Genomic DNA, 26,870 nt, shown 5'->3' with positions numbered 1-26,870 from the left:
AGGAATAGGCTATGAAAAGTAGATAAATGTACTTATTACTATTAAAATAATAAGAACTCCTATGGGTTTTGCTAGTTTCCAAGGAGTGATGTCAACTTCATTTGTGCACCTTTGTTCATAAGCAATTTTCCGTGGAGCACTTTTTCCTATGAGTAGCATTATAATAATATTGATTATAAACAGTATTGCCATAATATGCAAAAAATGAGGGTAATTATCTTTCCCAAACACATAAGGTTTTAAGATAAATTGACTTATAATATATAAAATAGCTCCTAGAATAATAGCAATGTTTGCTGCTTTTGAAGGTACTCTTTTGGTAAGATATCCAACAATAATAATCGTAAGGATAGGAATACTATAACATCCATTGACTTCTTGCAAGTAACCAAATAATCCATCAGGTGCATAGGCTATAAATGGAGCTACAATCATAGCTAATATTGCTAAAAGTACACCAAAGTATTTCCCTGCAGTTACAATTTGAGTTTCTGTAGCCTTTTTATTGATGAACTCTTTATATATATCAACTCCAAATAAGGTCACTGAACTGTTCAACGCACTATTAAAAGAGCTCAATATAGCTCCGAATAGAACTGCTGCAAAAAAACCAACCAAAGAAGCAGGTAATACTTTAATAACCAATTGTGCATAGGCTTCATCTTGATTTGATAAACTTCCTTGAAATATGTGATATGCAATAATTCCTGGAACAACCACAAGTAACGGCCCTATAATTTTTACCATAGAAGCAATCAATAATCCTTTTTGACCTTCTTTGAGGTTTTTAGCTCCTAATGCACGCTGAATAATTGCTTGATTTGTTCCCCAGTAAAATAGTTGAACCAACATCATTCCTGTAAATATTGTTGCAAAAGGAATTGAGGATTCATTACTACCTATTGCATTAAATTTTTCAGGATTTTCATTAATCAATACCGAAATACCGTTAAGTAGATCTCCTTTTCCAATGTAGGTTAGTCCAAAGTACGGAATCATTAATCCTCCTATTAGCAATCCTATTGCATTGATTGTATCTGATACTGCGACTGCTTTTAACCCTCCAAAAATTGCGTAGATTGAACCAACAATTCCTATCGCAAAAACAGATACCCATAATGCTGCTGTTTTAGAAACTCCTAATAATGTAGGAACGTCAAACATGCTGTTGATTGCTAATGCACCAGAGTATAGTACTATAGGCAATAACACTACAACATATCCCGTAAGAAACAATCCTGAAGTTAAAGCTTTGGTTGTTTTATTATACCGTCTTTCTAGAAACGTTGGAATGGTAGCAATTCCTCCTTTGAGGTATCTAGGCAATAAAAAAATAGCTGTTATAACCATGGCAATAGCAGCCAAGGTTTCCCAAGCCATTACTAAAATACCTTCTTTGTACGCAGAACCATTCAACCCTACAATTTGTTCTGTTGAAAGATTTGTGAGCAATAAAGAGCCCGCAATGACAACTCCTGTAAGACTTCTTCCTCCTAAAAAATAGCCTTCAGAAGAGTTTTCATCGGTAGCACGTGTGGCAACATATGAAATTATAGCTACTAAGGCTGTAAAACCAACAAAAGAGAGTATTCCTATCATAGAAAGAGATTGTTTTTGTAACAAGCATGGTACTTTTCTATATACTCGTACCAGTTCATGTATTTCTCAAATCTACAAAATTTGTGTATATCTATCTGAATTGCAATTAAATGTGAATTAGACAGCTGTACATTTAGCTATGATGAGATACCACTTTTATAAAGTTATACACTGCATATACCAAATTTTTATAGCTATGCTTCATTGCATAAGGTAAGTCACACGGAACTGTTGGAATAGCATTCACATAACTTACTCCTAATTTTTCTTGTGTTGCGATATCTATATCAGTTGCACCACAAAATACCGCCACAGGAATATTTTGTTTTTCGGCAGCTTCTACAATACCTGCAATTGTTTTTCCCGAAAAAGTTTGATTGTCTAACTTTCCTTCTCCTGTAATAATCCAATCTGCATTTTGTATGCGTTGATCAAAATGAAGTAGGTTTTTTACTAATTCTATACCTGAAGTTAGTGTTGCTTTTAAAAAAACAATTGTTCCTGCTCCCATACCACCAGCAGCTCCACTCCCTTCAATAGTTTGCACATCTATATTAAATTGCTTTTGAATTACTGTTGCTATATGATTTAGTCCTCTATCCAGAAGTTCAACATCTTGTTTTGTAGCTCCTTTTTGTGGCCCATATACATGTGCAGCTCCATTTATACCATATAATGGATTTTTTACATCACAGGCTATTTGAATTTGTATTGAAGCTAATTTGGGAGTTACCTTACTTGTATCTATGTACTGAATATCCTTTAAATTTTCTCCTATAGGTTTCACTTCGTTTCCATGTGTATCTAAAAAAGTGTATCCTAAAGCCTTCGCCATTCCTATGCCGCAATCATTGGTAGCACTACCGCCAATTCCTAAAATAATGGTTTCGGCTCCTTTTTCAATAGCTTTTAGAATGAGTTCTCCTGTTCCATATGTAGTTGTTTTTCGGCAATTGTGTTCTTCGGGTTTTAGTAATTTCATTCCTGAAGCTTCTGCCATTTCTATAAAAGCTGTTTTTTTGGCTTCTATCCACAAGTAAGTCGCTTCTACTGGTTGAAACAAAGGATTGCTAACGGTAACTTTAATCAGTTCGCCTTGCAAATGATTGGCTAGTATTTCAATAGTTCCATCGCCTCCATCTGCCAAAGGCAAACGTACAATTTCTGCCATGGGCATTACCTTTTGAATTGCTTCTGTAGCAGCATCACAGAATTCATTTCCCGTTAATGCTCCTTTAAATTTGTCTGGAGCGAGTACTATTTTCACACGATTGAATTTTCTAATTTTAATACTAAAGGTAATAAGTGCATGACAGATGTTCACTATTTCACTTAGAATTAACACTTAAGAGTAAACGCTTTTCATCATATTTTTAAGAAAAATACCTTCTGACAATATTGATCTAAAATAATTATCATGAACCTTTATCGCTTGCCATGCACTTGTTGAATTAAAAACTATTTAAGAGAGTTGGTATGTAGTAGCTGATGATGAGAATCAGCACAAAAAAAGCAACCAATATGTACACTTCTTTTGTAAAAAAATCTTCTTTTTTAACAGTCATTTCTAAATTTTCAACTGTTTTTATATGCGTTGTTTTTGTTAAGTAACTTACGACATATGAAACCACTAATGCGATGCAAACTCCGGTAACATTTAACCAAATCCAAAAAATTTCAACGCCAAGATTGATTCCAAAAATTTCTTGCATCGTTTTTGAAAATATTAGGTTGATTACTACTGCTGAAATAATTCCTGCATTCATTCCTATATGATTGACTTTTTTAGAAAAGAAAGCCAAAATAAAGGTAACTAAGACCGGGCCATAAAATACCGATCCAATTGCATTGATGATTTCAATGACAGCACTTTTACTTCCTCCAAATAAAAATGCGCTAGCAATACAAACTATTCCCCAAAAAACAACTGATATTTTAGAAATAGTCATATATTTTTTGTTATCTAATTTTTTTGTTCCTCTGTTAAAAAAGTCTTCCACAGTAACGGCTGATAGAGAATTTATGGTTGAACTCAATGACGACATTGCGGCAGATAATATACCAACCATTAAGATGCCGATTAATCCATGTGGCAAATAGTTCATGATGAATACAGGCAACATTAAATCTGCTTTGATTCCATTTTTTGCAAATTCTTCTGGGAAATGTTGTTGAGTGGTTGTCGCTATTTCTTGTAAAAAGTCTGGAGCAATGGTAATAAATCCTCCTATAATTAGTCCCATTAAACAATAGACCAACACCACAGGAAAACGAAACAATCCATTCACTAACAACAAATTACGCACTGTTTTTTCGTCTTTACTCGATAATAAACGTTGTGCTTGCGTTTGATCGCATCCGTAATAAGAAGCATATAAAAAGAATCCTCCAAAAATCATTGGTAAAATACCATATTCATTGTCTTTTCCTATGCCCAAATTAAAATCGATTACTTGTAATCGATTCGGGTCAAAACCATTTGGCAACCCTCCATTTTCGTGTAGTAAATTCCAGCCATAATACAAACAGATTAGTAATCCTCCAAAAAGTATAATCATTTGTATTGCATCTCCCCAAACGACAGCTTTCATACCTCCTTGCCAAGAATAAACAATAGTTATAACACTAATAATCAATATTGTGTATGCAAAATCAATATGTAATACAGCTTGTAATATTATCGCTATTGTATATACCATTACACCTGTTCCTAGCGCACGACTAATTTGAAATACAATACTTAACACTAAACGGGTAGATGTACTGAATCGTCTTTCAACAAATTCATAAATACTAACAACTCCTGATCGAAATAATGGTGGCACAATAACAATCATAATAAAAATCATCGCTAAAGGCACTGCAAATTCAAATGTGAGCCATTTCATTCCTCCATTCAATTTTAGTCCGACAAAAGCTGGTGCCGATATAAAACTAATGGCCGATAATTGTGTCGCCATTGTGGAAAGGCTCAACGGAAACCATCCTAAGCTTTTTCCTCCAAGAAAATAATCTTTAGAATCTTTATTTTCCTTAAAGAAGTATCCCATTCCAAGGAAGAAGATAATATATGCTATGATGATTGTATAGTCAAGCCAGTTCATGTATTTGGAGTGTTAGTGGTTGTTCAACATGTCAATTAATAAAGCGGCTGTCCACGAGAAATTATTTCCGCCATAACCTGTTGTTTCTTCATTTTTTCGTGCATCAAAATACTCATAGAATCCATATTTTTCAACTAATGCTAATGAATCATTTTTAACTCTTTCTGCAACTACTGAAAATCCGTACTTTTTTAAGCCATTGTAAATAATCCAATTTACATTAATCCAAACAGGTCCTCGCCAATATTTTTTCGGATTATAACGTTCGCTTGTCGGATCAAAAGAAGCGCAAAGGTACTGGTGGTCATTTCCAAACTTCTCTATCATTGTTTTTAGTAAAATTAGAGCTCTTTCTTTGCTTGGAATACCTGCATATAATGGTGTAAATGATGAAGATGAAATATGATTTAATGGTGTATTATTCCTTAAATCATAATGAATGTAAGCACCTAATTCTTCATTAAATAATTTTTTATTGAATGACTGAATACTTTTTTGTTGCCAAGTTTCCAATTGTTGAATTTTTTCTTCATTATTTCCTAAAATCTTATACATTTTAATCAAACTTTCGTTTGATTTTATTAGCATCGTATTAAATAATGGATCTTGAACTAAAAATGGAGATAACTCCGCTATTTTTTCGTCACTATAATTGTGCTCTTTTGCTATTTCTATGATATTTAAGTAATGATCATATTCTTTCTTCGAAGGACGTTGCGATGCATCTACATGGGTTGTGTCTCTTCGCTCAAAAGTAAATTCAGGCGATTGCATCGTACTAAAAATATCATCCCATAAAGGAGAGTTGTCTGTACCCGATTCCCAGTTATGATAAATATATACCAATCCCTCATTATGAATATCTCGATGATTGTAAAAATATTGATGGTTTTTATAGACTTTATCAAGCAATGGTGCTATTTTCAACAGTGTATTTTTTGAGTCCTTGCTTATTGTATATAATTTGTGTAATGCAAATCCTGCTACTGGTGGTTGCGTCATTCCAGTAGATTTATATTTTTTTGACGCTGATGGATGCAAGTGAGAACAATGAAAATCAGCTCCCGGAAAATAAGAATCTGTTTCTGTATGAAATATAATGTGAGGAATAAAACCGTTTTCCCATTGCGCGTCTAGCAATGTTTCCATTTCTTGAATTGCTTTTTCCATGTCTACATGTGCCAGTCCTATAGCTATAAAGCCTGAATCCCAATTCCATTGAAATGGATATAATCCTTCACAGGGAATGCTGAAACCATTTTTCCAGTTTTTTTCTAGCACTTTCACCGCTTTTTCTTGTAATTCTTTCAAACGTAATGATATTTAGTATAATAAATAATTTAGGTTGTAATAGTTAGATGGCTTTACTCATTTTCCATTAGGAAAACCCACCACAATACATATGTAAAGCTTGTGGTGAGTTGTTCGTAAATAAAGCTAATCAATATGTATTATTAGAAGTTGAATGTAGCATTAAAGAATACTCTTGTTGGCAATACTGGCCTTCCAACAAAAAATTCTTCTTCTGTTTGATTGTTGTTCAAACGTGGAGAACCTTCCGTAATTCCATCAGAATTGAACAAGTTAAAAACCTGTGTTCCAAGGCGCATTGTTTCTCCATTTTCTCCTAAATCAAATGTATACCCTAAATTCAAGTTTGCAAGTCCAATAGCGTCAAGCTCAATAGAATTGGCATCATTTGAGAATTTTTTACCAGTATAATTGTAGATAATTCCTGCGTCAAACTTTGAATTGTCGTAATTTAGAGAAAGGGTACTTAAAATATTAGGTTGTCTTCTTAATTCGTTTCCTTCAAATTCTGGATTGCTTTCAGATTTAGTGATTTCATGACTTTGATATGTTAATGAACCCGCAAAATCAAAATCTTTGGCAAATGCCCAACTCCAAGTTCCTTCAAATCCAAATGTACTCGTGTCTTGTGTGTCCACTTCTTCAATAAATCCACCTCCTGGTGCATTTACGAAACTTATTGAGCGACGGTCTTTTAAACTTACTGAGTATAAAGCAGCAGTTCCTGAAAATTTATTTTTTGAATATTTTACTCCAAGTTCTCCCTGAGTAATTTTTTCAGTTTCGTACGATGAAGGATTTCCAAAACCATCAAAACGTGTCCCTCTTAGTTCTGGAAAGAAATATCCTCTTGAGAAGTTTCCATACGCACTCAAATCATCTGTCACTTTATACAAAGCTGCCAAAGCTACTGCAAAATCGTCTGCTGCAACATGTCCTCTTGTAAAACTACCATTTCCCCATACCACATTATCCAAATTGCTAATTCCAGTATTGTCTACTTGAAAAGTATCTGTTCCTTCCACTTCAATATCGCCCGAAGCTCTTTCATAACGAACTCCAATATCTAAATTCCAGCGATCTAACTTGATCTCATCTGTTAAGAACACAGCTATTTTATTACTAGAAATATTTCTATTAGTATAAGCCGTTCCTCTATTGGTAACTCCATTAATAGTATATCCTGAAACATTTACCAAGCGTGGTCTGTCGTTGAATTCTCCTAAATAGTTTGTAATTACATTAAAATCTCCAGCTTGCGATCTAGACATGAATGTTCCCAGTGTAATACTATGGTTTCCTGCTTTTTTGGTGAATTTAATATCTGCCATTAATTCTTCCAAAGGTCTATTTCTATCTAAAATTCTATTTTCAAATAACAATGCGTTTGCTGCCAAAGGCTGTCCATTTAAGTAGGTAAACGTTCCAGAAGTTAATCCACGAGCATCCAAATATTCTTGTTGAGTTTCTACTACTTTAGCACCACTCACGCCACTACCATCAAGGAATAAATTGAACTGATGCTTGTAACGAGAGTATCTTAGTTTTGCGTCTAATTTTAGGTCATCAGAAAAACGATGCTTAAAGTTTGTTAAGAAATAACCTCCTTTGGTTGCTACTCCATCTTCAATAGGTGAGCGATAAATTCCATCTGGTGTCATATATGCTATATCTGCTGCTGCTGCAGTTTGCAATGTTCTAATTTCTTCCCCATCATTTCCTGTAGGGCGATTACGCGATCCTCCTTCTAAAGGATATGGTAAAAAGAATTGTACCGTGTCATCAATCCATTGTCCTGAAAATGTAATAGATCCGTTATCTGTTACGTGTTTGATGTTTCCGCGCAATTGAAAACCTTCTGTAGCCAATCCAGTTTTTAATGGTCCTTCATCATAACGATAAAAACCTGATAGTGCATAGAACGTTTTTGAATTTTCTCCTCCCAGTGGCCCACTTGTCACAAAGTCAGCTTTATATCTTGAATTAGAAGCCAATTCTGTACGAATGGTTGTTTTTTGTTGACTTCCTCCCGTGATACTTGTATAATTAATAATTCCTGCAACAGAACCTACTCCATATAAAATTGAAGAACCTCCGCGAACAAATTCTAAGCTTTTAATTCCAATATCATTTCTAAAATACACATCATGAGCAGAAGAATTTAATCCAAAAGTACTTAATACAGGCATGCCATCAATTTGTAAAGGATTAAATTGATATTGTCCTCCGGAAGGCAATCCTCTTACAAAAATATTGGAAGCAACTTCTCCACCACCACCTTCTGCGGTAATTCCTGGAACACTTCTTAAAACATCTGCTTGGCTACTCGTATTTAGTTTTGAAAGTTCTTTTACCCCAAAAGAAGTAATGGATAATGGTGTTTCTTTTTGAGAACGCGTTGTAGAAGTTGCTGTAAGCAATACTGCCGATAGCGCATTTCCTCCTTGTTTAAGAATAATATCTAACTTAATAGCAGCTCCACTTAACTCTATTTGTTTTTGAAAAGTTTCATATCCAACATATGAAACTAAAATAGTTTGTTTTCCTGTTAAATTTGAAGTGAATGAAAAATTTCCATCAAAGTTAGTTGCTGCTCCTGATGAGCCTCCTTTTATAGAAACGTTCGCACCTGGGATTGGAGTTCCGGTTTCATCTTTCACACTACCAGAAATCTCAGTTTGCGCCATTCCCGTAAAGAATGTTAATACACAAAGAAGAGTAAAAATAGTTTTTCCCATATTTTGTTGATTTAATAATTAATAGTTGATTATACTGCAATATTAACATAAGTATAACCTCATTTTTACGAAAATGTTAAACGAAAGTTATGCAAACGTTCCCGGGAACGTTTGCAATTTGCAATTTAAAAATTTACATTTGAGTAATTAAGTTACTTTATCATTTTTTATGAAGAAAAAAAGCAGTGCTACTCTAAAAGATATTGCCAAACGCTTAGGGTTATCCACTTCAACAGTTTCTAGAGCTCTTAACAACCATTCAGACATCAATCCAGAAACCAAGAAGAACGTACAAAAAATTGCCAAGGAGCTACATTATCAACCTAATATATTTGCAAAAGGTTTTCGCAGTCATCGCACACGTATTATTGGTGTAGTAGTTCCTAAAATTTCACATTATTACACCTCAACAATTTTAGAAGGAATTTTAGAAACTGCCGAACTTCATGGATATAGAGTTATTATTTCCGAATCGAAAAACAATTTTGAGAAACAAAATGAAATGCTTAACACCATGATTCAGTTTGGTGTTGAAGGAATTTTACTATGTTTAACACGAAGAACCAAAGATGTGAAAGATATTTTAAACGTTTTGGATCGTATTCCTTTGGTATTATTTGACAAAGTATCTAACAAAATTCCTTGTACACAAGTTATTATAAATGATAAACAAGCTGCTTATAATGCCGTTGAGCATTTAATCAATTTAGGAAAAAAACGCATTGCTATTTTTAAAGAAACCGAAAATTCGTTCAACTCTGAAAAACGTTTTGAAGGGTATTTACAAGCTTTAAAAGACAATGCCATTCCTATTGATGAAAAGTTAATCTTGAGTACAGAAGATATTTCCTTAGAACAAGGAAAACGATTGACAAATATCATCCTGACATTGCAACAAAAACCTGATGCCATTTTTGCCATTACAGATAGTTGTGCTATTGGTGTAATTAAGGTACTTAAAAAATTCAACATAAAAATTCCAGAAGAAATTGCTGTTGTAGGCTTTAGCAATTCTGTTAATTCCACGATTATTGAACCAAACTTAACTACAATTGATCAACCTGGTAATAAGATGGGAAAAACAGCTGTAAAATACTTAATTGAAGAAATTGAAAGTGATAGTTTGTCGTATAAAACAATAGAACTACGTACAAATTTGATTGTTAGACAATCAACATTTAGAGTTTGATTGTAGGAAACAATCTAAGTTTAGCTCCAAAAATTAATCTCTGACAAAAATAGATTGAAACAATTTTCAAACCTGATTTAGTCAAATTTATTCATCATAAAAGCAGTGATATCAAAATACCACTGCCTTTTATAAGAAAATGTTTTTAATTAATTTTTTAGTATTTTTTTAGTGTAGGTTTCTCCTTCAATATAGACTCTTACAAAATACACTCCTGATTTAGCCTTAGAAATATTTACTTGACTAGGCTTACCTCCCGAAACAGTTCCTCTAAAAACACTATTCCCCGATAAATCCAAGATTTCTAAAGCTCCTTCTTTCTCATTATTTGACATAGAAACGGTAAACTCGCCTTGAGTTGGGTTGGGTGACACAACCATTTCTCTTTTGGCATCACAGTCATACCAAAACAAAATATATTCATCATCCCAATTGGGTCCTACTGCAAATTGTATCATGTAATAGGTTTGATTGGTAAATGTTATATTAAACGGTGGCTGCGTTAAATCTATGTAATTAGGAGCTTGTCCTTGCGTCCATCCTTGATAAATAGGATTGGGACTTACTGCTGGATCATCAGTCCAAGAAACGGGATCAAATGCAGCAATAGAAATAAAATATCCATCTTCACAAGTGCTCAATGAACCATCTAGAACAACTCTTTCGCACATTGATGGAATTTCCATGGGTCCGTACTTAGTATCTGACACATAGTGAAAATTATTATTCGGATTTTGTAAGCTAACGTTTGCTTGCGATCCGATAATGTCACAACAGTACGCTTCTTTGTAATCGTAGTGGATAAAGTGATGACATTCTTCTCCATTTGGGAACGTAAAAATTATTCCAAAGGAATACACTCCTTCCTGTGTTGGTTGATACGTAGTACTATTTGAATTTGGAAGTGTTTGGAAATCATAATCCCAAAACATAGTGTTGATGGTGATATTACTTGGTAAGTTTTGTACTTCTAACAGTCCTGTTTCGCAATTCATGACAATTTCTAAATCATCTGGGCAGCAATATATTTCAATAGTATCAGAGCCTGGCTCACAATCGTCGACAGCTACGGTTACAGTTACTTCTCCTTGTTCAATAGACATCATCAATGTTTCGCCACCTACTTGTACAATTTGTCCGTTATGATACCAAGTAATGGTATAATCAGGATTGTCAAAATCTTGGTTGAGTATGTTGATATTGCCAAATGGCGCTTGCTCACAATCTACAATTCCCAAATCGGGTTGTGGTATGGTGTCTGTTATGTTGATTGTATGACTGGCTGTACAACCATTTTCGTCGGTAATTATTAAAGAATAATTTCCAGTTTGTGTAGGTGTAAAACACATTTCTTCTCCTAATAATAGAATTTCTGTTGGATCATGACCAGGACCATACCATTCATAGGAGAATGAATTATTATTTGATGAATTTGGACCACAAATTTCCTCAAATGAGTCACAAACAAATATTGTAGAAGGTAGCTCAATTTGAATGCTAGTTAGCTCTGGAGCAAAAATTGGTAATCCTATTTTTGAACCTGTACCTGGTGCTAACTCTAAGCCATAATGATTGTATACACCTCCATTATCAATATCGCTAATAATTCCTAAATAGTTATCAACTCTAGCAACATAAATATTCCCGTCTGGTGCAATCTGCAACGCTCTGTAATAGTGTACTCCTGAATTAGAAATTTTAATAGACGGAACAGAAGGCGTGGCTATATTATAACTAAAAACACCTCTCCCAATAACACCAAATTGATCAACATCTGTTGTATAATACAAGTATTGATTATTTGATGAAAATTCAACACCATAAGATTCTCCTACTGGAATACCTCCAACAATAATAGAGTTAACAATATTTTCTTTTAATGTAATTATACCTGAAGTCTTATCAAAATCATATAGTTCTACACCTCTTAAGTTTATTGCAGAAGCAATCATTGTCCCATCGCTTGAGGCCTTTAATTGTCCAATACTGGTAGCATTGACAGGATTTGAAAAAATTACAGGCTCAGAATAATTCATTCCAGTCTCTGAAATAACCGGGCTTGAAATTCCAGAACTCGAAATCTTATAGGCTTTAAATCTATTGTTACCGTATTCATGAGTGATTAGCCAGTAATCAATCCCATTACAATCCCCTATAACTAATATTTTTTCGCAATCATTATTTAAAAAATTCATTGCGTTAGGCAAGTTCGTATTGATGTTTGTTACAGTTCCATTATTTACATTCATATCAACAATTGAGTATTTAACTTTTTCTGTTGCAAGTTCTGCAATTGTAAACACATAATACTTAGATGTTATATCTCCAATAAAGTTACCTGGAACAGGAACAATTAATGCGCTTTGCGTAGAAGAATAATTACCAGACATAAAGTAATTTGTATTATTTGCAGCATCACTCATTATTTGCCCATCTGGTTTATAGATTTTCACTCCATCAGTATAAAATAAAAGATTTCCGAAGCTGTCCGATATTGCGGAAGTGCCTTCATGAGTATCTATATTACTTACGCCAACAGTTGGAGGTGATGTATTAAAGTTTATTGAAGAATTGTTGCCAAAGTGCCACCAATTGTTTTGTGAACCTTGTGAAAACATCAATAAACTAACTAAGTTAAAACTAATAATTAGAAATATTTTTTTCATGACTTGCGATTTTTAATACAGAATAATTTTAATAATTATGGTTGAAACTTCTTCCGACTATGATTGAACTTTACTTATTTTAAATTTTCGAATTAACTGTTAGCATCACAAAAACAATCTGTATGTCTCATAGATCTGCACTGTACAGGATTATTTGTTTCACAATATACCCAGTAGGAAGTCCAAGAAGGTTCCTTACCTCCAGTGTTCATTTCTGATTGCATGTTAGAAATTGATTTCTTGTTCAGCTTTAAAGATTTTAAATTTTGTTTTTTCATAATCGTAAAGTTTTTGATTTAATATTAACCCAAAGAAAATGGAAGGACACTGATAAACAAAGGAATATACTTGACCCTTTATAAAACATCAATTCCGTTTTTATAAAGCATCAAATAAGTATCCACCTTTGTTTCAACCCTGTAAATCAGAATATTAACAAAGAATAAATCTAAAAACAGTCGATTTTGATATGCGTATGCGCTATTTTTTAAGAAGTTCAGAGAGGATATTAATATTAGTAGGCAATCTACCTACATTTTGAAGTTTTAATGCAGCCAATTGCAAGGCAATCTGTAAGCAGTTTTCAATGGAGCTTTCTTTGAGATACGCAAATAAAAATCCTGACCAAAACGCATCTCCTGCACCTGTAGCATCCATGACTTTGTTGATTTTGATAGCAGGCATGACAATGAGTTCTTTATCTTTTTGAGATAATTTTACACCGTTTTTCCCCAGTGTCAAACACACAATGTCAACACCTAATTTGTGGAAAAAATCAAATACTTGGTCATGTGAAGTTTCTGCACCAAACAAACGTGCAATATCGTCTTCGCTGATTTTCACCAAAGGATTGTAACTGCAATATTTTTGAATGATTTCGAGCGCATTTGCTTTATCGCTCCAAATTTTTTCTGAATAATTGATGTCAATACTCAATTTACAACCCAACGCAAATGCTTCTTTGGCTTTTTGAATAATAGTTGTTTGTGCGGGATTTTTACTCAACGCAAAACACGTAGTATGAAATATGCTTGCTCGCTGCAGCAATTCGGATGGAAGTTGGTCTTCAGTGATTAGAAAATCGGCACTTCTGTACGGAATGAAATCAGGTGTATCTTTGGAACGCGACACAAATATCACCGAAGTAGGATGCGCTGTTGTTTGTTTGATATGTGTTGCATCGATATTAATTTCGTTCAATCGCTCTACAATATAACTTCCCAAACCGTCATTTCCGATGGTTGCCACTAACGTAGATTGCAAGCCTAAACGCGCTGTATTCATGGCAACATTGGTAGGCGAACCTCCTAAATATCGGTGATAATCGCGTGTATCGCTAATAAGCACACCATCTTGATGTCCGATGAAATCGACCAATGCTTCGCCAACGCAAAGTATATCTATTTGTTTCTTTGTAATCACACTACTAATCTTTTTCCGTTTATATATTGTGTTAGCAATACTTCGCCAGCGGCACTCCACGTACATTGTGGAACTCCGATGGCTTTTCCTGTGTTGGTGTTGAAATTTTCGTAAAATCCGTAGTCTTCTTTTGCGTTCAATTGTTGAATTGCGGCAAGTACTTGCTTCGGATTTTCCACATAGTTTTGACACACCAAACTCATTCCATAAAAACCATTCACCATTTGCCACGTTCCGCCATTGTGAAACTCATAAGGAAAATTTCTAAATTCATATTTACAATTATTTACGAGCAATTTCCAGTCGTCATCGGTTTCTTCAATAGGTTTCCAAAACGCAGGTACTAACTTTAAAGGTAAGCTTTCTCGTAAGGTTTCTGCATATCGTGTGAGCCTTTTTTGAAATGTAGCATCACCCAACTGTAACAATTGTGCAATGGAATTTCCAAACGCATCAAACATGGTTTGGTAGCCTGACGGATTTACCGAAGCCATCCAATACGACATATCGTCTAATTGATGGTAAGCTTTGGGATGAAACGGTGTTTGATAATTGGTTTTTCTATAATTTCCATTCAATTTTTCAGTAATTCGCTCAATTTTTGACGCTAGTTTTGCTGACGGACGTAATTTTTGCACGCATCGCAACGCCCATAATCGCAAGACTTGATCGTAAAAGGTATGTCCTTCCGTAATGTATTCATCTGCCCAATTTCCTGAACGCGGTACGTATAGCAAATCATTATTGTTGAATTCCCAAGCTTCCAACAGTGTTACTCCTTTTTCTATGTTTGGAAATACTTCCGATAAAAACTCCTCATCATCCGTCATCGACACATAATTACAAACTCCAATAATGAACCAAGAAATGGTATCGACTCTTCCTGCCAATCCTCCAAAACTCAATTCAACTTCATTCGTTGCTTTAAAATAGACATTGGAAGGAATTTGTCCCAACTCGTGTTGATGTTTTGCTAGTGTTTGCAAGGTATTTTTAAATGTTTGAATAAGTTCTGCATCACCATCTAACAACGCGGCAAGTCCACAAATAACTCCATCGCGCGCCCAAATACGTTTGTAATTGGTAATATTTTCAGCACTTGCTAAAAACCCTTTTTCCGAACGCGCCTTCAAGAGCAATTCTTTTGCTTTTATGTAGGATGAATGCATCATGTCGTGGCGACTTTTTTTGTTGTTTTCGATTTGATAAGTAATGTACATACGACGCTAATCAATAGCAAAACTCCTGCAAAGGTAATGGCGTTTCGCGGATCGTTTCCTAAAAAGTGTTCTAATACATAACCAAAAGATACAGTTTGAAGAATCATCGGGATGACAATCATCATGTTAATGATGCCCATGTACACACCATAACGCTCTTTTGGAATATCGTGAACGACCATTAAATACGGAATTCCCATGATACTTGCCCAACCAATTCCAAATCCTGTAATGGCGAAAAATAGTAGATTTTTATCTTCTATGTGTGGAAAAGCTAAAAATCCGATAGCCGCGAGTAATAAACAACCTGCGTGTACCATTTTGGGACTGTATTTTTTGGCGAAACCCACTAAGGCAAAGGCGACTAAAAAGGTAACTGCATTGTACCAACCGTTTACCAAACCTGTCCAACTTGCTGCTTGCTCATAGGCTTCTGGATTGCTTTTTGGCGTAGCATTCCAAACCGAAAGCGCTACACTTTTTGACGAATTTTGCCAATAACAAAACAGCGCATACCATTGAAATAGATACACCAATGCCAATTGCCACATGACTTTTGGCATATCGCCAATAGCTTCATAAATTTCAATAAACGGTTGAAACACACTGCGCTTTTCACTTCGTAAAGCTTCTAGTTCTTCGGGCGTTGGTGGAATTTCAGGAGTTGTTTTCATTGTCCATAAAATAGAACCGATAGAACACAACGCGCCTAAAAAGAAAGAAGCATACACCCACGTTGGCAATGAACCTGTCATTCCAATAAAAATCATCGGAAAGATAAAGAGTGAAACGTTGGATAATACTTGTCCCAAGCCTGTAAAAAAGCTTTGCATTTGAAAGCCTAGTGGTTGCTGTTCTTTGTCAAGTTTGTCCGCAATAAACGCACGATACGGTTCCATCGCTGTATTGTTTCCAACGTCTAAGATCCAAAGTAATCCTGCTGCCATCCACAACGAACTGCTGAAAGGAAATGCTAACAAACATACACTGCAAATTAACGCGCCGACAAAGAAATACGGTTTTCTTCTTCCAAGTTTTGGATGCCATGTTTTGTCACTCAACGCGCCAATGATAGGTTGTACCAACAAGCCTGTCACTGGTCCAGCTAAGTGTAGAATAGGGATTTCAGAAGGTTCAGCGCCTAAAAAATCATAAATTGGCGTCACCGCACTTTGTTGCAATCCGAAGCTGTATTGAATTCCGAAAAAGCCAATATTCATGTTCCAAATTTGCCAAAAACTTAGCTTGGGTTTCTTGAATTTCATGCTATTCTAGTATTTTGTTGAGAAACTCCTCAAAAGGTTCGCTGTTGGTAAAAATTTCTCCGTCTTTATCAATCACAGGCAAACTCAAATTGGACGTTGCTATCTTAGCCTTTCGCAATTTAAACAACATTTCCTTGAGTTTTTCTTCGTTCACATCTACATCATAATACACAAACGTAACCTTTTTATCTTTTAGAAATTGTTTCGTATCCACACAAAAATGACAGGTATCACTTCCATATACAATAATATTTTCTGCGTTTTCTCGCGATTGTTTTTCTCCCGAAGAAGATATCTGAATGCTACTCATAGTAACAAAAGAGAAGCAATATACGGCAAGTAAGAGTTGTTTCATGTGGTTGTTTTTATGAGAAAAAGAGCCAATATCAATATTGACATTAGCTCTTTTAAACTAATTAAAAAACTTATGGTATTCAAATAAATAATTAAAACTGGTATTGTAATGTAAGAGAGATTGATCTTCCTGGAAGTGGTCTTGCTCTTACGATATTTGTTTGTCCTTCTACAATACTTCCTTCTTCCGACTCTGTAATTCCTAAAGAGTCAAAAATGTTATTTGCCGCTAAGTTTACGTTTAACGATTTTGTAATTCCTACGTTGATGAAACTGTTTACAATTAAAAATCCTGGCATTACCAATTCATTGTTGTCTTGTGCAAATGCTTTGGATTGTCCGATAAAGCTCAACCCTACCGAATTTTGTCGTTCTTTTCCAAAGTCATATGCTGGAATTAGGTTATAGATGAAATCTGGTTGTCTTCTTGGCGTGTTTCCTTCGTTTGCTCCTGAATCAACTTCCGCATCTGTCCATGTTACCGCACCGCGCAAACTGAAATCATTGAATCTGTAGAAACCTTCTACTTCAATACCTAACGATTTGTAATCATTTTCGATGATACTGTTGGTTGAAGCTTCAAATCCGCCTTCTTCTTCTGTTTTTGCGTAGAATGCTGTTGCGTAAATTGCTCCGTTTTCAAAACCGCGCTTATACCCTATTTCTGCCTGATTGATAAAGTCTAAAGCATTGATTCTGTCACCATTTAAATAATCCAATCCTGAGAATAAGATACGATCTGCTTTGGCAGAAGCACCGCGACTGTAACGTCCAAAAATGGCTTGTGTATCGTTTAATTTATAGTTTAAACCTAATGAGTATGATACATAGTCATAGTCGTAATCAACTGCGGTTGGATTTGCATTATCAATAGTGGAAACGCTTTGTTCTGGTGCAGAAATTACACCGTCATTATTTACATCAAATACCGTTTGCACGCTGTTGGTAAACGAACCTGAAACGCGTCCTTTGTCGTAACGCAAACTCGCGTCAATGGTAAAGTTTTCGTTCGCTTCTAGCGTTACGTTCATGTATGGCGCTGATACATTGTATTGTGTGTCGTAGTTACGCTGACAGCAATTTCCCCAAAAAGGAACACCGTACGCGTACAATCCGTTTTCGCTTAATGGCGCATTCGTAGCATCAAATACGTCGATTAAACGTGCATTGTCGTCATTTACTTCTTGTAGATATGAATTCCACAACCACGACATTGAAATATCTTGAATCGATTTAAAGTAACCTACTGTCACATCAACATTGTCGAATGATTTTGACAGTTTTAAGTCGTTCATAAAGTTGTTGAAGTTGTCCAATTCTACATCAAACATGTGTACTCTGGCAACTAAACTGCTTCCTGCAACAGCAGTTCCGTCAGTAAATTGCAACGTAGAACCTGTTCCGAAAGAATCTGCAATAGCAGATGCTGACGCAACTTCTGCTGGAAATGGTGATACAAACGAACCACGATTGGATGAGAAACGTCCGTTATTGCTAACTTTCCAATCGTCTCCTAAGTCAAAATTTGCCTGAATTCCCACTGAAGTTGATATTGGATTCATTCCGTTTGTTACATCGCCGCGACGACGTTGTCCATCAGCTCCTAAGCTTAAGGTTTGTGTTAAGTTTGCGCTGTGCAATGAACCTCTTGTAGTATCAAAATTTGGCGCATCGCTCCAATCTGGATCGCTGTTGGTTCCTGTTACTTGAATTGGCATAGGCAAATACGCCGCAGCTCTATCGTTTAAATATTTTGCATATACACGAACTGAACCACTTTCAAACTCTTTTGTGAGACTCAATTTTAATTGTCCTCCGTTGTTTGCAGTGAATCCTGTTTCTCTGATTCCTTCTCCCGCACGGTAAAATCCTCCCGCATGAAAATACAATCCGTCACCTATTTTTGAACCATAATCGAAATCTGTTCGGAATGAATTGAAATCTACACCAAACGTAGTACCAATTGCGCCGCCTTCATTTTTTCCTGTTTTACTGATGATATTGATGATACCTCCAGGTCCGTTAGACGTTAAGGTAGAGGCAGAACCTCCACGAATGGCTTCTATGCGTTTTACATTGTAATCGAATCGTGTAAAAATATCTGCCGTTCCGAAAGCAATATCACCAAATAGTAATACTGGCAAACCATCTTCTTGTAGTTGTACATATTTAGATCCACCTGAAGAAATTGGCACACCACGTACCGCAATATTGGCATTACCTTCACCACCAGAAGATTCTGAACGAATTCCTGGAATGGTTCTAAAAATTTCCGCCGTGGTTCTCGGTGCTGATTGTTTAATTGTTGCAGGTTGCATGCTCGTTACCGAAATACTCGATTCTATTTTTGAACGCGGATTTACCACACCTGTAATAATTACTTGGTCTAGTGATTCTGTATCTTCCGCCAAGATAATTTTTAAAACAATATCGCTTCCTGCTGCGGTAATTGATTGTGTGTACGTTGCATATCCGATAGAAGATGCTTTTAGCGTGTACGTTCCATCGTCTACAGTATCGATAGAAAATTTTCCATCAAAATCGGTTACGGCTCCTTTTGTTGTACCGTCCAATACCACATTAACACCAGGAATTGGCATTCCTTTTTGGTCATTAACAGTACCTGAAACCTTGGTTTGAGCAAATGACATTGTTGCTGCTAAAAAAAGCAACCATGTACAAAGTCTCTTTAAGTTCGTATAGTTTTTCATTATATTATTAATAGTTTTTGGGATTAATTTTTCACTAAATTATATTTCTCGGTATATGATTTTACATTTTTTTCATCGAAAACGTTTTCGATTTTACCGAAAACGTTTTCGATTTTGTATTTTGCGGTGTTAGAATATGAAAAATTAGCTTCATTTTTATGAAACCTGTCACTTTAAAAGATATCGCGGAGCACTTGGGAATTTCGGTTACTACGGTTTCCAAAGCATTAAAAGATTATCCCGATGTGAGTAAAAAGACCAGAGCATTGGTAAAGGAATTGGCGCAGACGTTAAATTACAAACCGAATGCATTTGCGGTTAATTTGCGCACAGAAACGTCGAATACTATTGGGTTGATTATTCCTGAGATTGTACATCATTTTTTTTCGAGTGTGATTAAAGGGATTATCAGTCAGGCCGAAAAGAAAGGATATTTGGTTATTATTTTGCAATCCAACGAATCGTATGAACTCGAAAAGAAGCAAATTGATTTGTTGTTGAGCAAACGTGTGGATGGTATTTTAATTTCGCTAGCCAATGGTACAGCAGATTTTAAACATTTGAACGATGTGATTGAGCAAGGAAAACCGCTCGTAATGTTTGATAAGATTGCCAAACTTGTAAACTGTTCTAAAGTGATTATTGACGACAGAAAAGCGGCGTATATGGCTACTCAGCATTTAATTGATACTGGCTGCAAGCGCATAGCTCATTTTCGAGGTCCGTTGTTGCCTCAAAACGCCATTGACCGTTTTTTGGGTTATAAAAAAGCCTTGGAAGACAATGGAATGACTTATGATCCTTCGTTGGTGTATATTTTTGACCACATGACCTTTGAAGTCGGAGAAATGTTTGCCAGAAAGATTTTAAGAGAACATCCTGATGTTGATGGAATTTTTGTGAATACAGATTTGGTTGCTATTGGCGCTATTACGGAGTTTAATAAAAATGGCGTTAAAATTCCGGAAGATATTTCTATTGTTGGTTTTAGCAATTGGTTTATGTCTTCTGCCATAACGCCATCGTTGACAACTATTGACCAACCAGGATTTGAGATGGGCAAAATGGCGTTTAAGCAGTTATTCAAAGAACTAAAAGCCAAAAAGAAGAAGAAACCCATTGTACCAAAAATCATTGAATTGGAGACTAGTTTGGTAAAGAGGGACTCTACTAAATAATTTGAATAATTATATTGAAAAGATGAAAAAATATTAATAAAACAGGGGGTTGATTTAACTTTAAACTGTTTGAACTATTTCATCCAGAGATCTAAAAACAAAAAAAGTCGCTCAAAATGAGCGACTTATAAAGGGTGAAAGACCGGGTTCGAACCGGCGACCTCTGGAACCACAATCCAGCGCTCTAACCAGCTGAGCTACAATCACCATTTGTTTTGCGGATGCAAATATACACTATTTAAATTGCTACACAAAGTATTTTTTTAGATTATTTAATTCAATTTAATATATGATTGATTTTTAATTTATTACAAATATTATTTTTTATTAAAAGTACCATAAACTCAATAAGTAGAACATGATAATTATTGAAAAATATAGTTTATAATAATAAACTTAGCATGAGCATAGTTGAAGGTATAAACAACATCAAGAATCATCATTACTTTTATATACTTAGAAATGCATACATATTTAATTCATGTTGAGGTTATAACAAGCTAATTATAAAGAATTTCCTTGTATATTTCACTTTAAATTAAATCGCTAAAAGAATTAACTGCTACATAACGTTCTACTGTAAATCCTTCTGCATACTCTACTCCAATTAACCTTCCTAAGTCTCGAGCACGATAATGAATACTATCTATAAAGTTTTTACTTGTAATTGGCGTTTCAGCTTCTTTACTAGTAGGATCGTAAAACTGTGAACTATATGCCATTACAGCTTCATGCTTTTTTTCAATAAAACCAGTAACATCAACTACAAAGTCTGGTTCAATATTTTTCCATTGAATGTAATGATATACATGTTTTGGTCGCCATTTTTCCTGCAGTTTTCCTTCTAGTTTAGTTTCAATTTTCAGTAACCCACTTAAAAAGCAGGCGTCACTTACTAGCTGACTTCCTTTTCCATGATCTATATGACGATCGTCGATAGCATTACATAACACTATTTCTGGCTGATATTTTCTTAGGATTTTAATAATCGCTAGTTGATGTTCTTTATTATTTATGAAGAATCCATCTGCAAATGCTAGGTTTTCTCGTACTTTTACTCCTAATATTTTAGCAGCATTTGCTGCTTCTATATCTCGTAAATCTGCAGAGCCACGTGTTCCCAATTCACCTCTTGTCAAATCGAGAATGCCTACTTTTTTACCATTATTAATTTCTTTAGCTAATGTAGCTCCACACCCTAATTCTACATCGTCAGGATGTGCCCCGATTGCTAATATGTCTAACTTCATTTATTAATCTTTTATCCAACAAATTTACATTATTTTTATTCAAGCTACTTTGTATTACGTCAACCTCTTTTCTCAATAGCACGTACATTTTCGATATCTTTTTAAAAATAAAATATACTGTTAGGTCTATCTATGATGACTTTTACTAATTCAACTGCTTTTTCACAGTCTTCTCAATTTGTTTAAGGATGCTAATCAATTTTTCTAAATGCTCTACATCATAAATTCCATATGCTGGTGTAAGCACAACTCTACTGGTTTTTTTATGTATTATACGGATGTAAATCATTTCAAAAAGAATATCTTCTACAAAAGTCTTACTATTAGCTAATTCCTTAAAAATCTTTGGGTTTCCGCTAAAATAGAACTGTTTTCGTACTTTTTGGGGAATATAAGTTACTCGCTTAGGAAAAAAAAGGTCTTTTATCTTGCCCCACCAGCTCTTAGGAAACATTTCAAAATCAATATCATATAAGCGATCGAAATACAAAATAATCCGAAAAGGTTCAGTAGTTCTTACAGCATCAGAAACTTCAGTAAAATTGACACTAATCTTTGTACCATCAACTACTATCTCTCCGTCTTGGCACGAATATTTTTTGCCAATTACATAGAAACTCTTTTTAGGGTTTTGCAAAAATTTTCCTTGATGCTTTTCTATAAACTCCTCTATAATATTCATAGATAAATCTGTAAGATGGTTTTAGGAAAATATTAAAACTTCTTTTTCATAAAAACCCTCAGTCAATTATAATTGAGGGTATACATTCCTGCTAAATATATATTACTTCTTTTTTGCTTTTTTAATTGCTTGTTTAAGATCCGAAATGATATCTTTCCGGTCTTCAATTCCAACGGAAAAACGAATCAATCCATCTGCAATTCCTTGTTTTTTGCGTTCTTCGGGTGTCAATAATGCATGCGAGGTTTGTGTAGGACTTAAAACTGTACTTTCCACACCTGCCAAACTCATAGAAGGTTTAATAAGTTTCAGTGATTTGAAAAATATAGAAACGTCATAGTCAGCTTTCAGTTCAAATGACATCATACCGCCAAAACCAGACATTTGTGATTTTGCTAGTTCGTAATCTTCATGCGAACGTAGACCAGGGTAATATACTTTTTCGACAGCTTGGTGTTTTTCTAGATAATTTGCAATTTTCAATGCATTCTTATTTTGTTCTTTTACGCGCAACCCTAACGTTTTCATACTTCGTTCCAACATCCAAACTGTAAAATCACTTAAACTTCCGCCTAAGTTTTTTCCTAATTGAAATATTTGATTGATATGCTCTGCGGAAGCGGCAACAGCTCCTGCCAAAATATCACTATGCCCACCAAAGTATTTTGTAGCACTATGAATCACAATGTCAATTCCTAACTCTGCAGGCAATTGATTCACAGGGCTAGCAAACGTATTGTCAATCATTGAAATTAAGTTATGCTTCTTAGCTAATTTTGCTACTTTACGAATATCTGTAATCTTTAGCAACGGATTTGAAGGCGTTTCTATATAAATGACTTTTGTATTTTTTTGAATAACTTTTTTGAAATCTTTACATGCTAAACTTTCTGTAAAAGTATATTCGATACCATATTTATCAAATTCTTCTAACACTAAGTTCATCGTACCTCCGTACAATGCATTTTGCAACACTATATGATCGCCTTTTTGCAAAAATGCCAACAAACTTGTACTTATGGCTGCCATTCCACTACCAAAAATTAATGCAGCTTCAGTATGTTCTAAAGCAGCTACTTTTTTACAAAGAGCTTGTTGATTTGGTGTATTAAAATAACGTGGGTAACGTTTTTCATCAATATCTTGAAACGCATATGAGCTACTCAAATATATTGGGGAAACTGCGCCTTTAAATTGTGTATCTTTTACTTCTCCCGTATGGGTACAAACAGTATTTAGTCCTAAGTTTTTCTTTTTCATAAAGATTGTTTTCGTCATGTCTAAATTACAAAAGTGCTATTGATAAACCTAACTTAACTTTGCTAATAAGTTAAGTTGAATAAGGTATTCGCTTCTTCCTTAAAGACTTGTATAAAGAAATAAGTTTTATGTTTTTTAATTTCATTACTTTGTCCTTCTAGTGAAGATATTCAATTAAACATCTACACTTGTACTGCTTTCCATTTTCCTTTTTTGAAGACAATCATACCTACAATGGCAATACATACTTGTGCTGCTGTAATTGCCCAAAATACCCCTTTAGGTCCAAGGTCAAAGTAAATTGCTAATAGATATGCTAGTGGTAATTGAAATAACCAAAAGCAAAAAAAGTTTATAGTGGTAGGTGTTTGTGTATCTCCTGCTCCGTTGAATGATTGAATAACTACCATTCCGTAACCATAAAACACATAGCCTGCTGCAATAATTTGTAAACAAAGTGCTCCGTTTTTAACTACTATAGGTACGTCTGTAAACAGAAGAATGATTTCTTTCGCAAAAAATAGATAGAGTACTGAAACAATTCCCATAAACCACGCATTGTATTTACCTGTTTTCCATACAGACGTTTCTGCTCTTTCTGGTTTTTTGGCTCCTAAGTTCTGCCCTACCAATGTAGCAGCTGCATTGCTCATTCCCCAACAAGGTAATAGCGTAAACATAACTACTCGAATAGCTATGGTATATCCTGCCAATACATCACTTCCAAATGTAGCCATGATGCGCATTAATATGATCCAACTAGATGTTCCAATAATAAATTGTCCAATACCTCCTAGCGAAATTCGTAATAAATTAAGCATAATATCAGTACGTAAAACCAAGTCGTTCCACTTAATTTTTATAACACTCCAACCATAAAAAAGTATGCTTAGTTGAAATAGAACTGCTGTTCCACGACCAATAGTAGTTGCAATAGCTGCTCCTTCCACTCCAAAAGCAGGAATTGGTCCAAAACCAAAAATGAATAGAGGATCTAATATTATATTTAATCCATTGGAGAGAATTAACGCTTTCATTGCGACAGACGCATTTCCTGCTCCTCGGAATATGGCATTAATTAAAAATAAGAGCATGATGGTTACGTTTCCTCCTAAAAGAATTTGTGTATACCCATAACCTTCTTCAATAAGATCAGCTTCACCTCCCATCATTTCTAGTATTTCTTTCGGAAAAATAATTCCTATCACGCTCACAATACTAGCAATAATCACTCCTAGAAAAATAGCTTGCACAGCAACTTTAGAAGCTCCTTCTGGATCTTTTTCTCCAATACGTCTGGCAACCATGGCTGTTGCTGCCATACTTACGCCAATAGCCACAGCATATACTAATGTAATGACTGATTCTGTTAAACCAATGGTAGCGACCGCATTTGTACTTACTTGTGAAACAAAAGCAATGTCTACGATGGCAAAAATAGACTCCATTAACATTTCGAGAATCATAGGAATAGAAAGCATAAAAATTGCTTTGCGAATACTACCTGTAGTAAAATCGTTTTGAGTTCCTTTTAGAGCATTGGTAAAATGCAAAAATAGTTGTTTAACCGTTAGTTTTTGGTGTTCTGACATGATGTAAAATTAAGAAATGAATACTGTGCAACCGAAAGAAGTTTGGGTTGCATTGTGGTGTTGAAAGTACTCAACAAAAATCCGAAGGTGTATAACTTACAGTTCCATAAGGGTACAAATATCGCCCTTTTTTTGAATTGTGCAAATCATACATGTCCATATATTTTCATTACAAGTGCCAAAACAAAGCTATTGCTTACTTTGTATTGTAGAACGATTTGAATATTTTTAGTAAATATACCCACTAATTACATGCACTTTAAACAGTATAAATTACAAACGACTATGAGATACTTCTTATTTACCTTGATTCTAATTAGCTTTCGGTTGAATGCACAATCAAAAAATGATACTAATTACTACAAATTAGAAATTCCAAAATCATTTTCTGTACAATTACAGTCTAAATATAATCCTGAAGGAGCCAAAAAGGACATTGAAAATAATAGTGTAAAAATTTTATTCTCAGGAGGTTTTGGAGGGATGCCTAGTTTCAACAATAAAAAGGATATATCGTTCCAAAAAAAATATTCGGTTCAATTTTATAGTCAAGGATGTGTAAGAATGGGAGAAAATGAAAACGAAGAAGGATATAACCTAACTATATTCAATTTTTTAGATAAAAAATTTGGGACTTGTTGGCGCAAAGATATCCGAACAGATGCAATAGGATTAAAGCTATTCCTTAAAAAAATGTAATCCTTAAAATGCTACTCAATTATTTTCAATCCACGAAATAATTGTTTCATCATTAGGTAAAGTTCTTGGTGAAATTACTTTTTCTAACTCGCCATTTTCATTTATTAAATATTTTTGAAAGTTCCAAGCAACTTCTGAGTCTTCCAATCCGTTTTGTGATTTCTGTGTAAGGAATTGGTATAGTTCATGCATATCGTTTCCTTTTACCGAAATTTTACTCATCATTGGAAACGCAACACCATAATTTGCTTTACAAAATTTTGCGATTTGTTGATTACTTCCAGGTTCTTGCGCACCAAAGTTATTAGCAGGAAAACCAACAATTGTAAAATTTTGATCTTTATAAGCCTCATATATTTCTTGCAATTGTTCATATTGTGGTGTCAATCCACACTCTGAAGCTGTGTTTACTACCATTATTTTTTTACCTTTTAAATCGGCAAAATTAAAATTATTTCCTGCAATATCTTTTACTGTAAATTGATGAATAGAGCCTTTTTCCATAGTTTTTTCGATCTTTTTTTGAATTGTTGTTTCGTTTATTTGTGATGTTTCTTTTTCTTTCTCTTTAGGTTGAGATGTACAACTTATTATACATACCACTACCAATAACGTGAATAGTCTCATTCG

The 26,870-nt window shown here is 34.6% G+C and carries 19 protein-coding genes and 1 tRNA gene; 3 read left to right on the top strand and 17 right to left on the bottom strand.

Annotated features, from left to right (window positions below):
• Positions 1 to 9 precede the first annotated feature (9 nt).
• The 5 genes from AA088_RS07925 to AA088_RS07905 form a co-directional block, all read right to left on the bottom strand.
• Positions 10 to 1,599, bottom strand: a complete 1,590-nt coding sequence (locus tag AA088_RS07925; protein WP_046744417.1) for a solute:sodium symporter family transporter — start codon at positions 1,597 to 1,599, stop codon at positions 10 to 12.
• Between the two features lie 133 nt (positions 1,600 to 1,732).
• Positions 1,733 to 2,866 carry a glycerate kinase gene (locus AA088_RS07920; RefSeq protein WP_046744591.1) on the bottom strand — a complete coding sequence of 378 codons (1,134 nt, stop codon included), beginning with the start codon at positions 2,864 to 2,866 and terminating at the stop codon, positions 1,733 to 1,735.
• 184 nt (positions 2,867 to 3,050) lie between these two features.
• Positions 3,051 to 4,703 (bottom strand): sodium:solute symporter family transporter, encoded by a 1,653-nt coding sequence (locus AA088_RS07915; RefSeq protein WP_046744416.1) that lies wholly within the window; start codon positions 4,701 to 4,703, stop codon positions 3,051 to 3,053.
• Positions 4,704 to 4,715: 12 nt separating this feature from the next.
• Positions 4,716 to 6,014 carry an amylo-alpha-1,6-glucosidase gene (locus AA088_RS07910; RefSeq protein ID WP_046744415.1) on the bottom strand — a complete coding sequence of 433 codons (1,299 nt, stop codon included), beginning with the start codon at positions 6,012 to 6,014 and terminating at the stop codon, positions 4,716 to 4,718.
• Positions 6,015 to 6,157: 143 nt separating this feature from the next.
• Positions 6,158 to 8,752, bottom strand: coding sequence for a TonB-dependent receptor (locus AA088_RS07905; RefSeq protein WP_052752822.1), 2,595 nt, complete (start codon positions 8,750 to 8,752; stop codon positions 6,158 to 6,160).
• A 169-nt stretch (positions 8,753 to 8,921) separates the two neighbouring features.
• Between AA088_RS07905 and AA088_RS07900 the strand changes: the two genes are divergently transcribed.
• A complete protein-coding gene (locus AA088_RS07900; protein WP_046744414.1) occupies positions 8,922 to 9,941 on the top strand; it encodes a LacI family DNA-binding transcriptional regulator in 1,020 nt (339 codons plus the stop codon).
• Between the two features lie 149 nt (positions 9,942 to 10,090).
• Here AA088_RS07900 and AA088_RS07895 read toward each other — a convergent pair whose 3' ends face one another.
• From AA088_RS07895 to AA088_RS07870, 6 genes are all read right to left on the bottom strand, one after another.
• Positions 10,091 to 12,607, bottom strand: a complete 2,517-nt coding sequence (locus tag AA088_RS07895; protein ID WP_082106621.1) for a T9SS type A sorting domain-containing protein — start codon at positions 12,605 to 12,607, stop codon at positions 10,091 to 10,093.
• A 480-nt stretch (positions 12,608 to 13,087) separates the two neighbouring features.
• The gene (locus AA088_RS07890; RefSeq protein ID WP_046744589.1) at positions 13,088 to 14,026 is read right to left on the bottom strand and encodes a carbohydrate kinase family protein; all 939 of its coding nucleotides are present in this window, start codon (positions 14,024 to 14,026) and stop codon (positions 13,088 to 13,090) included.
• Positions 14,026 to 15,201, bottom strand: coding sequence for a glycoside hydrolase 100 family protein (locus AA088_RS07885; RefSeq protein ID WP_046744588.1), 1,176 nt, complete (start codon positions 15,199 to 15,201; stop codon positions 14,026 to 14,028). The genes AA088_RS07890 and AA088_RS07885 overlap by 1 nt, the downstream gene beginning before the upstream one ends.
• Positions 15,198 to 16,514: an MFS transporter gene (locus tag AA088_RS07880; protein WP_046744412.1), complete on the bottom strand. Its 1,317-nt coding sequence runs from the start codon at positions 16,512 to 16,514 to the stop codon at positions 15,198 to 15,200. Before AA088_RS07880 ends, AA088_RS07885 begins: the two co-directional genes overlap by 4 nt.
• A gap of 1 nt (position 16,515) precedes the next feature.
• Positions 16,516 to 16,869, bottom strand: a complete 354-nt coding sequence (locus AA088_RS07875; RefSeq protein WP_206539840.1) for a glutaredoxin family protein — start codon at positions 16,867 to 16,869, stop codon at positions 16,516 to 16,518.
• 91 nt (positions 16,870 to 16,960) lie between these two features.
• Entirely contained in the window at positions 16,961 to 19,579 is a 2,619-nt protein-coding gene (locus tag AA088_RS07870; RefSeq protein WP_052752821.1) for a TonB-dependent receptor, read from the bottom strand.
• Positions 19,580 to 19,737: 158 nt separating this feature from the next.
• Here AA088_RS07870 and AA088_RS07865 point away from each other — a divergent pair, with 158 nt between their 5' ends.
• Positions 19,738 to 20,757 (top strand): LacI family DNA-binding transcriptional regulator, encoded by a 1,020-nt coding sequence (locus tag AA088_RS07865; protein ID WP_046744410.1) that lies wholly within the window; start codon positions 19,738 to 19,740, stop codon positions 20,755 to 20,757.
• Between the two features lie 132 nt (positions 20,758 to 20,889).
• On the opposite strand, the gene AA088_RS07860 is transcribed toward AA088_RS07865, so the two are convergent.
• The 5 genes from AA088_RS07860 to AA088_RS07840 form a co-directional block, all read right to left on the bottom strand.
• Positions 20,890 to 20,965: transfer RNA gene (locus AA088_RS07860), tRNA-His, on the bottom strand.
• Positions 20,966 to 21,290: 325 nt separating this feature from the next.
• Positions 21,291 to 22,007 (bottom strand): bacillithiol biosynthesis deacetylase BshB1, encoded by a 717-nt coding sequence (bshB1, locus tag AA088_RS07855; RefSeq protein WP_046744409.1) that lies wholly within the window; start codon positions 22,005 to 22,007, stop codon positions 21,291 to 21,293.
• 145 nt (positions 22,008 to 22,152) lie between these two features.
• Positions 22,153 to 22,689, bottom strand: a complete 537-nt coding sequence (locus tag AA088_RS07850) for a hypothetical protein (protein WP_046744408.1) — start codon at positions 22,687 to 22,689, stop codon at positions 22,153 to 22,155.
• Positions 22,690 to 22,791: 102 nt separating this feature from the next.
• Positions 22,792 to 23,949 carry a trans-sulfuration enzyme family protein gene (locus AA088_RS07845; RefSeq protein ID WP_046744407.1) on the bottom strand — a complete coding sequence of 386 codons (1,158 nt, stop codon included), beginning with the start codon at positions 23,947 to 23,949 and terminating at the stop codon, positions 22,792 to 22,794.
• A 182-nt stretch (positions 23,950 to 24,131) separates the two neighbouring features.
• On the bottom strand, positions 24,132 to 25,541 hold the full coding sequence (locus AA088_RS07840; RefSeq protein WP_046744406.1) for an MATE family efflux transporter: 1,410 nt from the start codon (positions 25,539 to 25,541) through the stop codon (positions 24,132 to 24,134).
• Between the two features lie 285 nt (positions 25,542 to 25,826).
• Here AA088_RS07840 and AA088_RS07835 point away from each other — a divergent pair, with 285 nt between their 5' ends.
• Positions 25,827 to 26,240 (top strand): FEKKY domain-containing protein, encoded by a 414-nt coding sequence (locus AA088_RS07835; protein ID WP_156168493.1) that lies wholly within the window; start codon positions 25,827 to 25,829, stop codon positions 26,238 to 26,240.
• 15 nt (positions 26,241 to 26,255) lie between these two features.
• Here AA088_RS07835 and AA088_RS07830 read toward each other — a convergent pair whose 3' ends face one another.
• Entirely contained in the window at positions 26,256 to 26,867 is a 612-nt protein-coding gene (locus AA088_RS07830; RefSeq protein WP_082106617.1) for a glutathione peroxidase, read from the bottom strand.
• Positions 26,868 to 26,870: the final 3 nt, after the last annotated feature.

The sequence above is a fragment of the Kordia zhangzhouensis genome (assembly GCF_001005305.1).
In the GTDB taxonomy this organism is placed as follows: Bacteria; Bacteroidota; Bacteroidia; order Flavobacteriales; family Flavobacteriaceae; genus Kordia; species Kordia zhangzhouensis.
The sequence above is the reverse complement of the archived record's forward strand: the minus strand, read 5'-3'. Positions and strand labels throughout refer to the sequence as shown.

Coding starts and splice junctions, on each gene's coding strand:
- AA088_RS07900 (WP_046744414.1), top strand. CDS start 8,922: ATGAAGAAAAAAAGCAGTGCTACTCTAAAAGATATTGCCAAACGCTTA.
- AA088_RS07880 (WP_046744412.1), bottom strand. CDS start 16,514: ATGAAATTCAAGAAACCCAAGCTAAGTTTTTGGCAAATTTGGAACATG.
- AA088_RS07905 (WP_052752822.1), bottom strand. CDS start 8,752: ATGGGAAAAACTATTTTTACTCTTCTTTGTGTATTAACATTCTTTACG.
- AA088_RS07850 (WP_046744408.1), bottom strand. CDS start 22,689: ATGAATATTATAGAGGAGTTTATAGAAAAGCATCAAGGAAAATTTTTG.
- AA088_RS07830 (WP_082106617.1), bottom strand. CDS start 26,867: ATGAGACTATTCACGTTATTGGTAGTGGTATGTATAATAAGTTGTACA.
- AA088_RS07915 (WP_046744416.1), bottom strand. CDS start 4,703: ATGAACTGGCTTGACTATACAATCATCATAGCATATATTATCTTCTTC.
- AA088_RS07870 (WP_052752821.1), bottom strand. CDS start 19,579: ATGAAAAACTATACGAACTTAAAGAGACTTTGTACATGGTTGCTTTTT.
- AA088_RS07875 (WP_206539840.1), bottom strand. CDS start 16,869: ATGAAACAACTCTTACTTGCCGTATATTGCTTCTCTTTTGTTACTATG.
- AA088_RS07885 (WP_046744588.1), bottom strand. CDS start 15,201: ATGATGCATTCATCCTACATAAAAGCAAAAGAATTGCTCTTGAAGGCG.
- bshB1 (WP_046744409.1), bottom strand. CDS start 22,007: ATGAAGTTAGACATATTAGCAATCGGGGCACATCCTGACGATGTAGAA.
- AA088_RS07845 (WP_046744407.1), bottom strand. CDS start 23,949: ATGAAAAAGAAAAACTTAGGACTAAATACTGTTTGTACCCATACGGGA.
- AA088_RS07925 (WP_046744417.1), bottom strand. CDS start 1,599: ATGATAGGAATACTCTCTTTTGTTGGTTTTACAGCCTTAGTAGCTATA.
- AA088_RS07840 (WP_046744406.1), bottom strand. CDS start 25,541: ATGTCAGAACACCAAAAACTAACGGTTAAACAACTATTTTTGCATTTT.
- AA088_RS07835 (WP_156168493.1), top strand. CDS start 25,827: ATGAGATACTTCTTATTTACCTTGATTCTAATTAGCTTTCGGTTGAAT.
- AA088_RS07895 (WP_082106621.1), bottom strand. CDS start 12,607: ATGAAAAAAATATTTCTAATTATTAGTTTTAACTTAGTTAGTTTATTG.
- AA088_RS07865 (WP_046744410.1), top strand. CDS start 19,738: ATGAAACCTGTCACTTTAAAAGATATCGCGGAGCACTTGGGAATTTCG.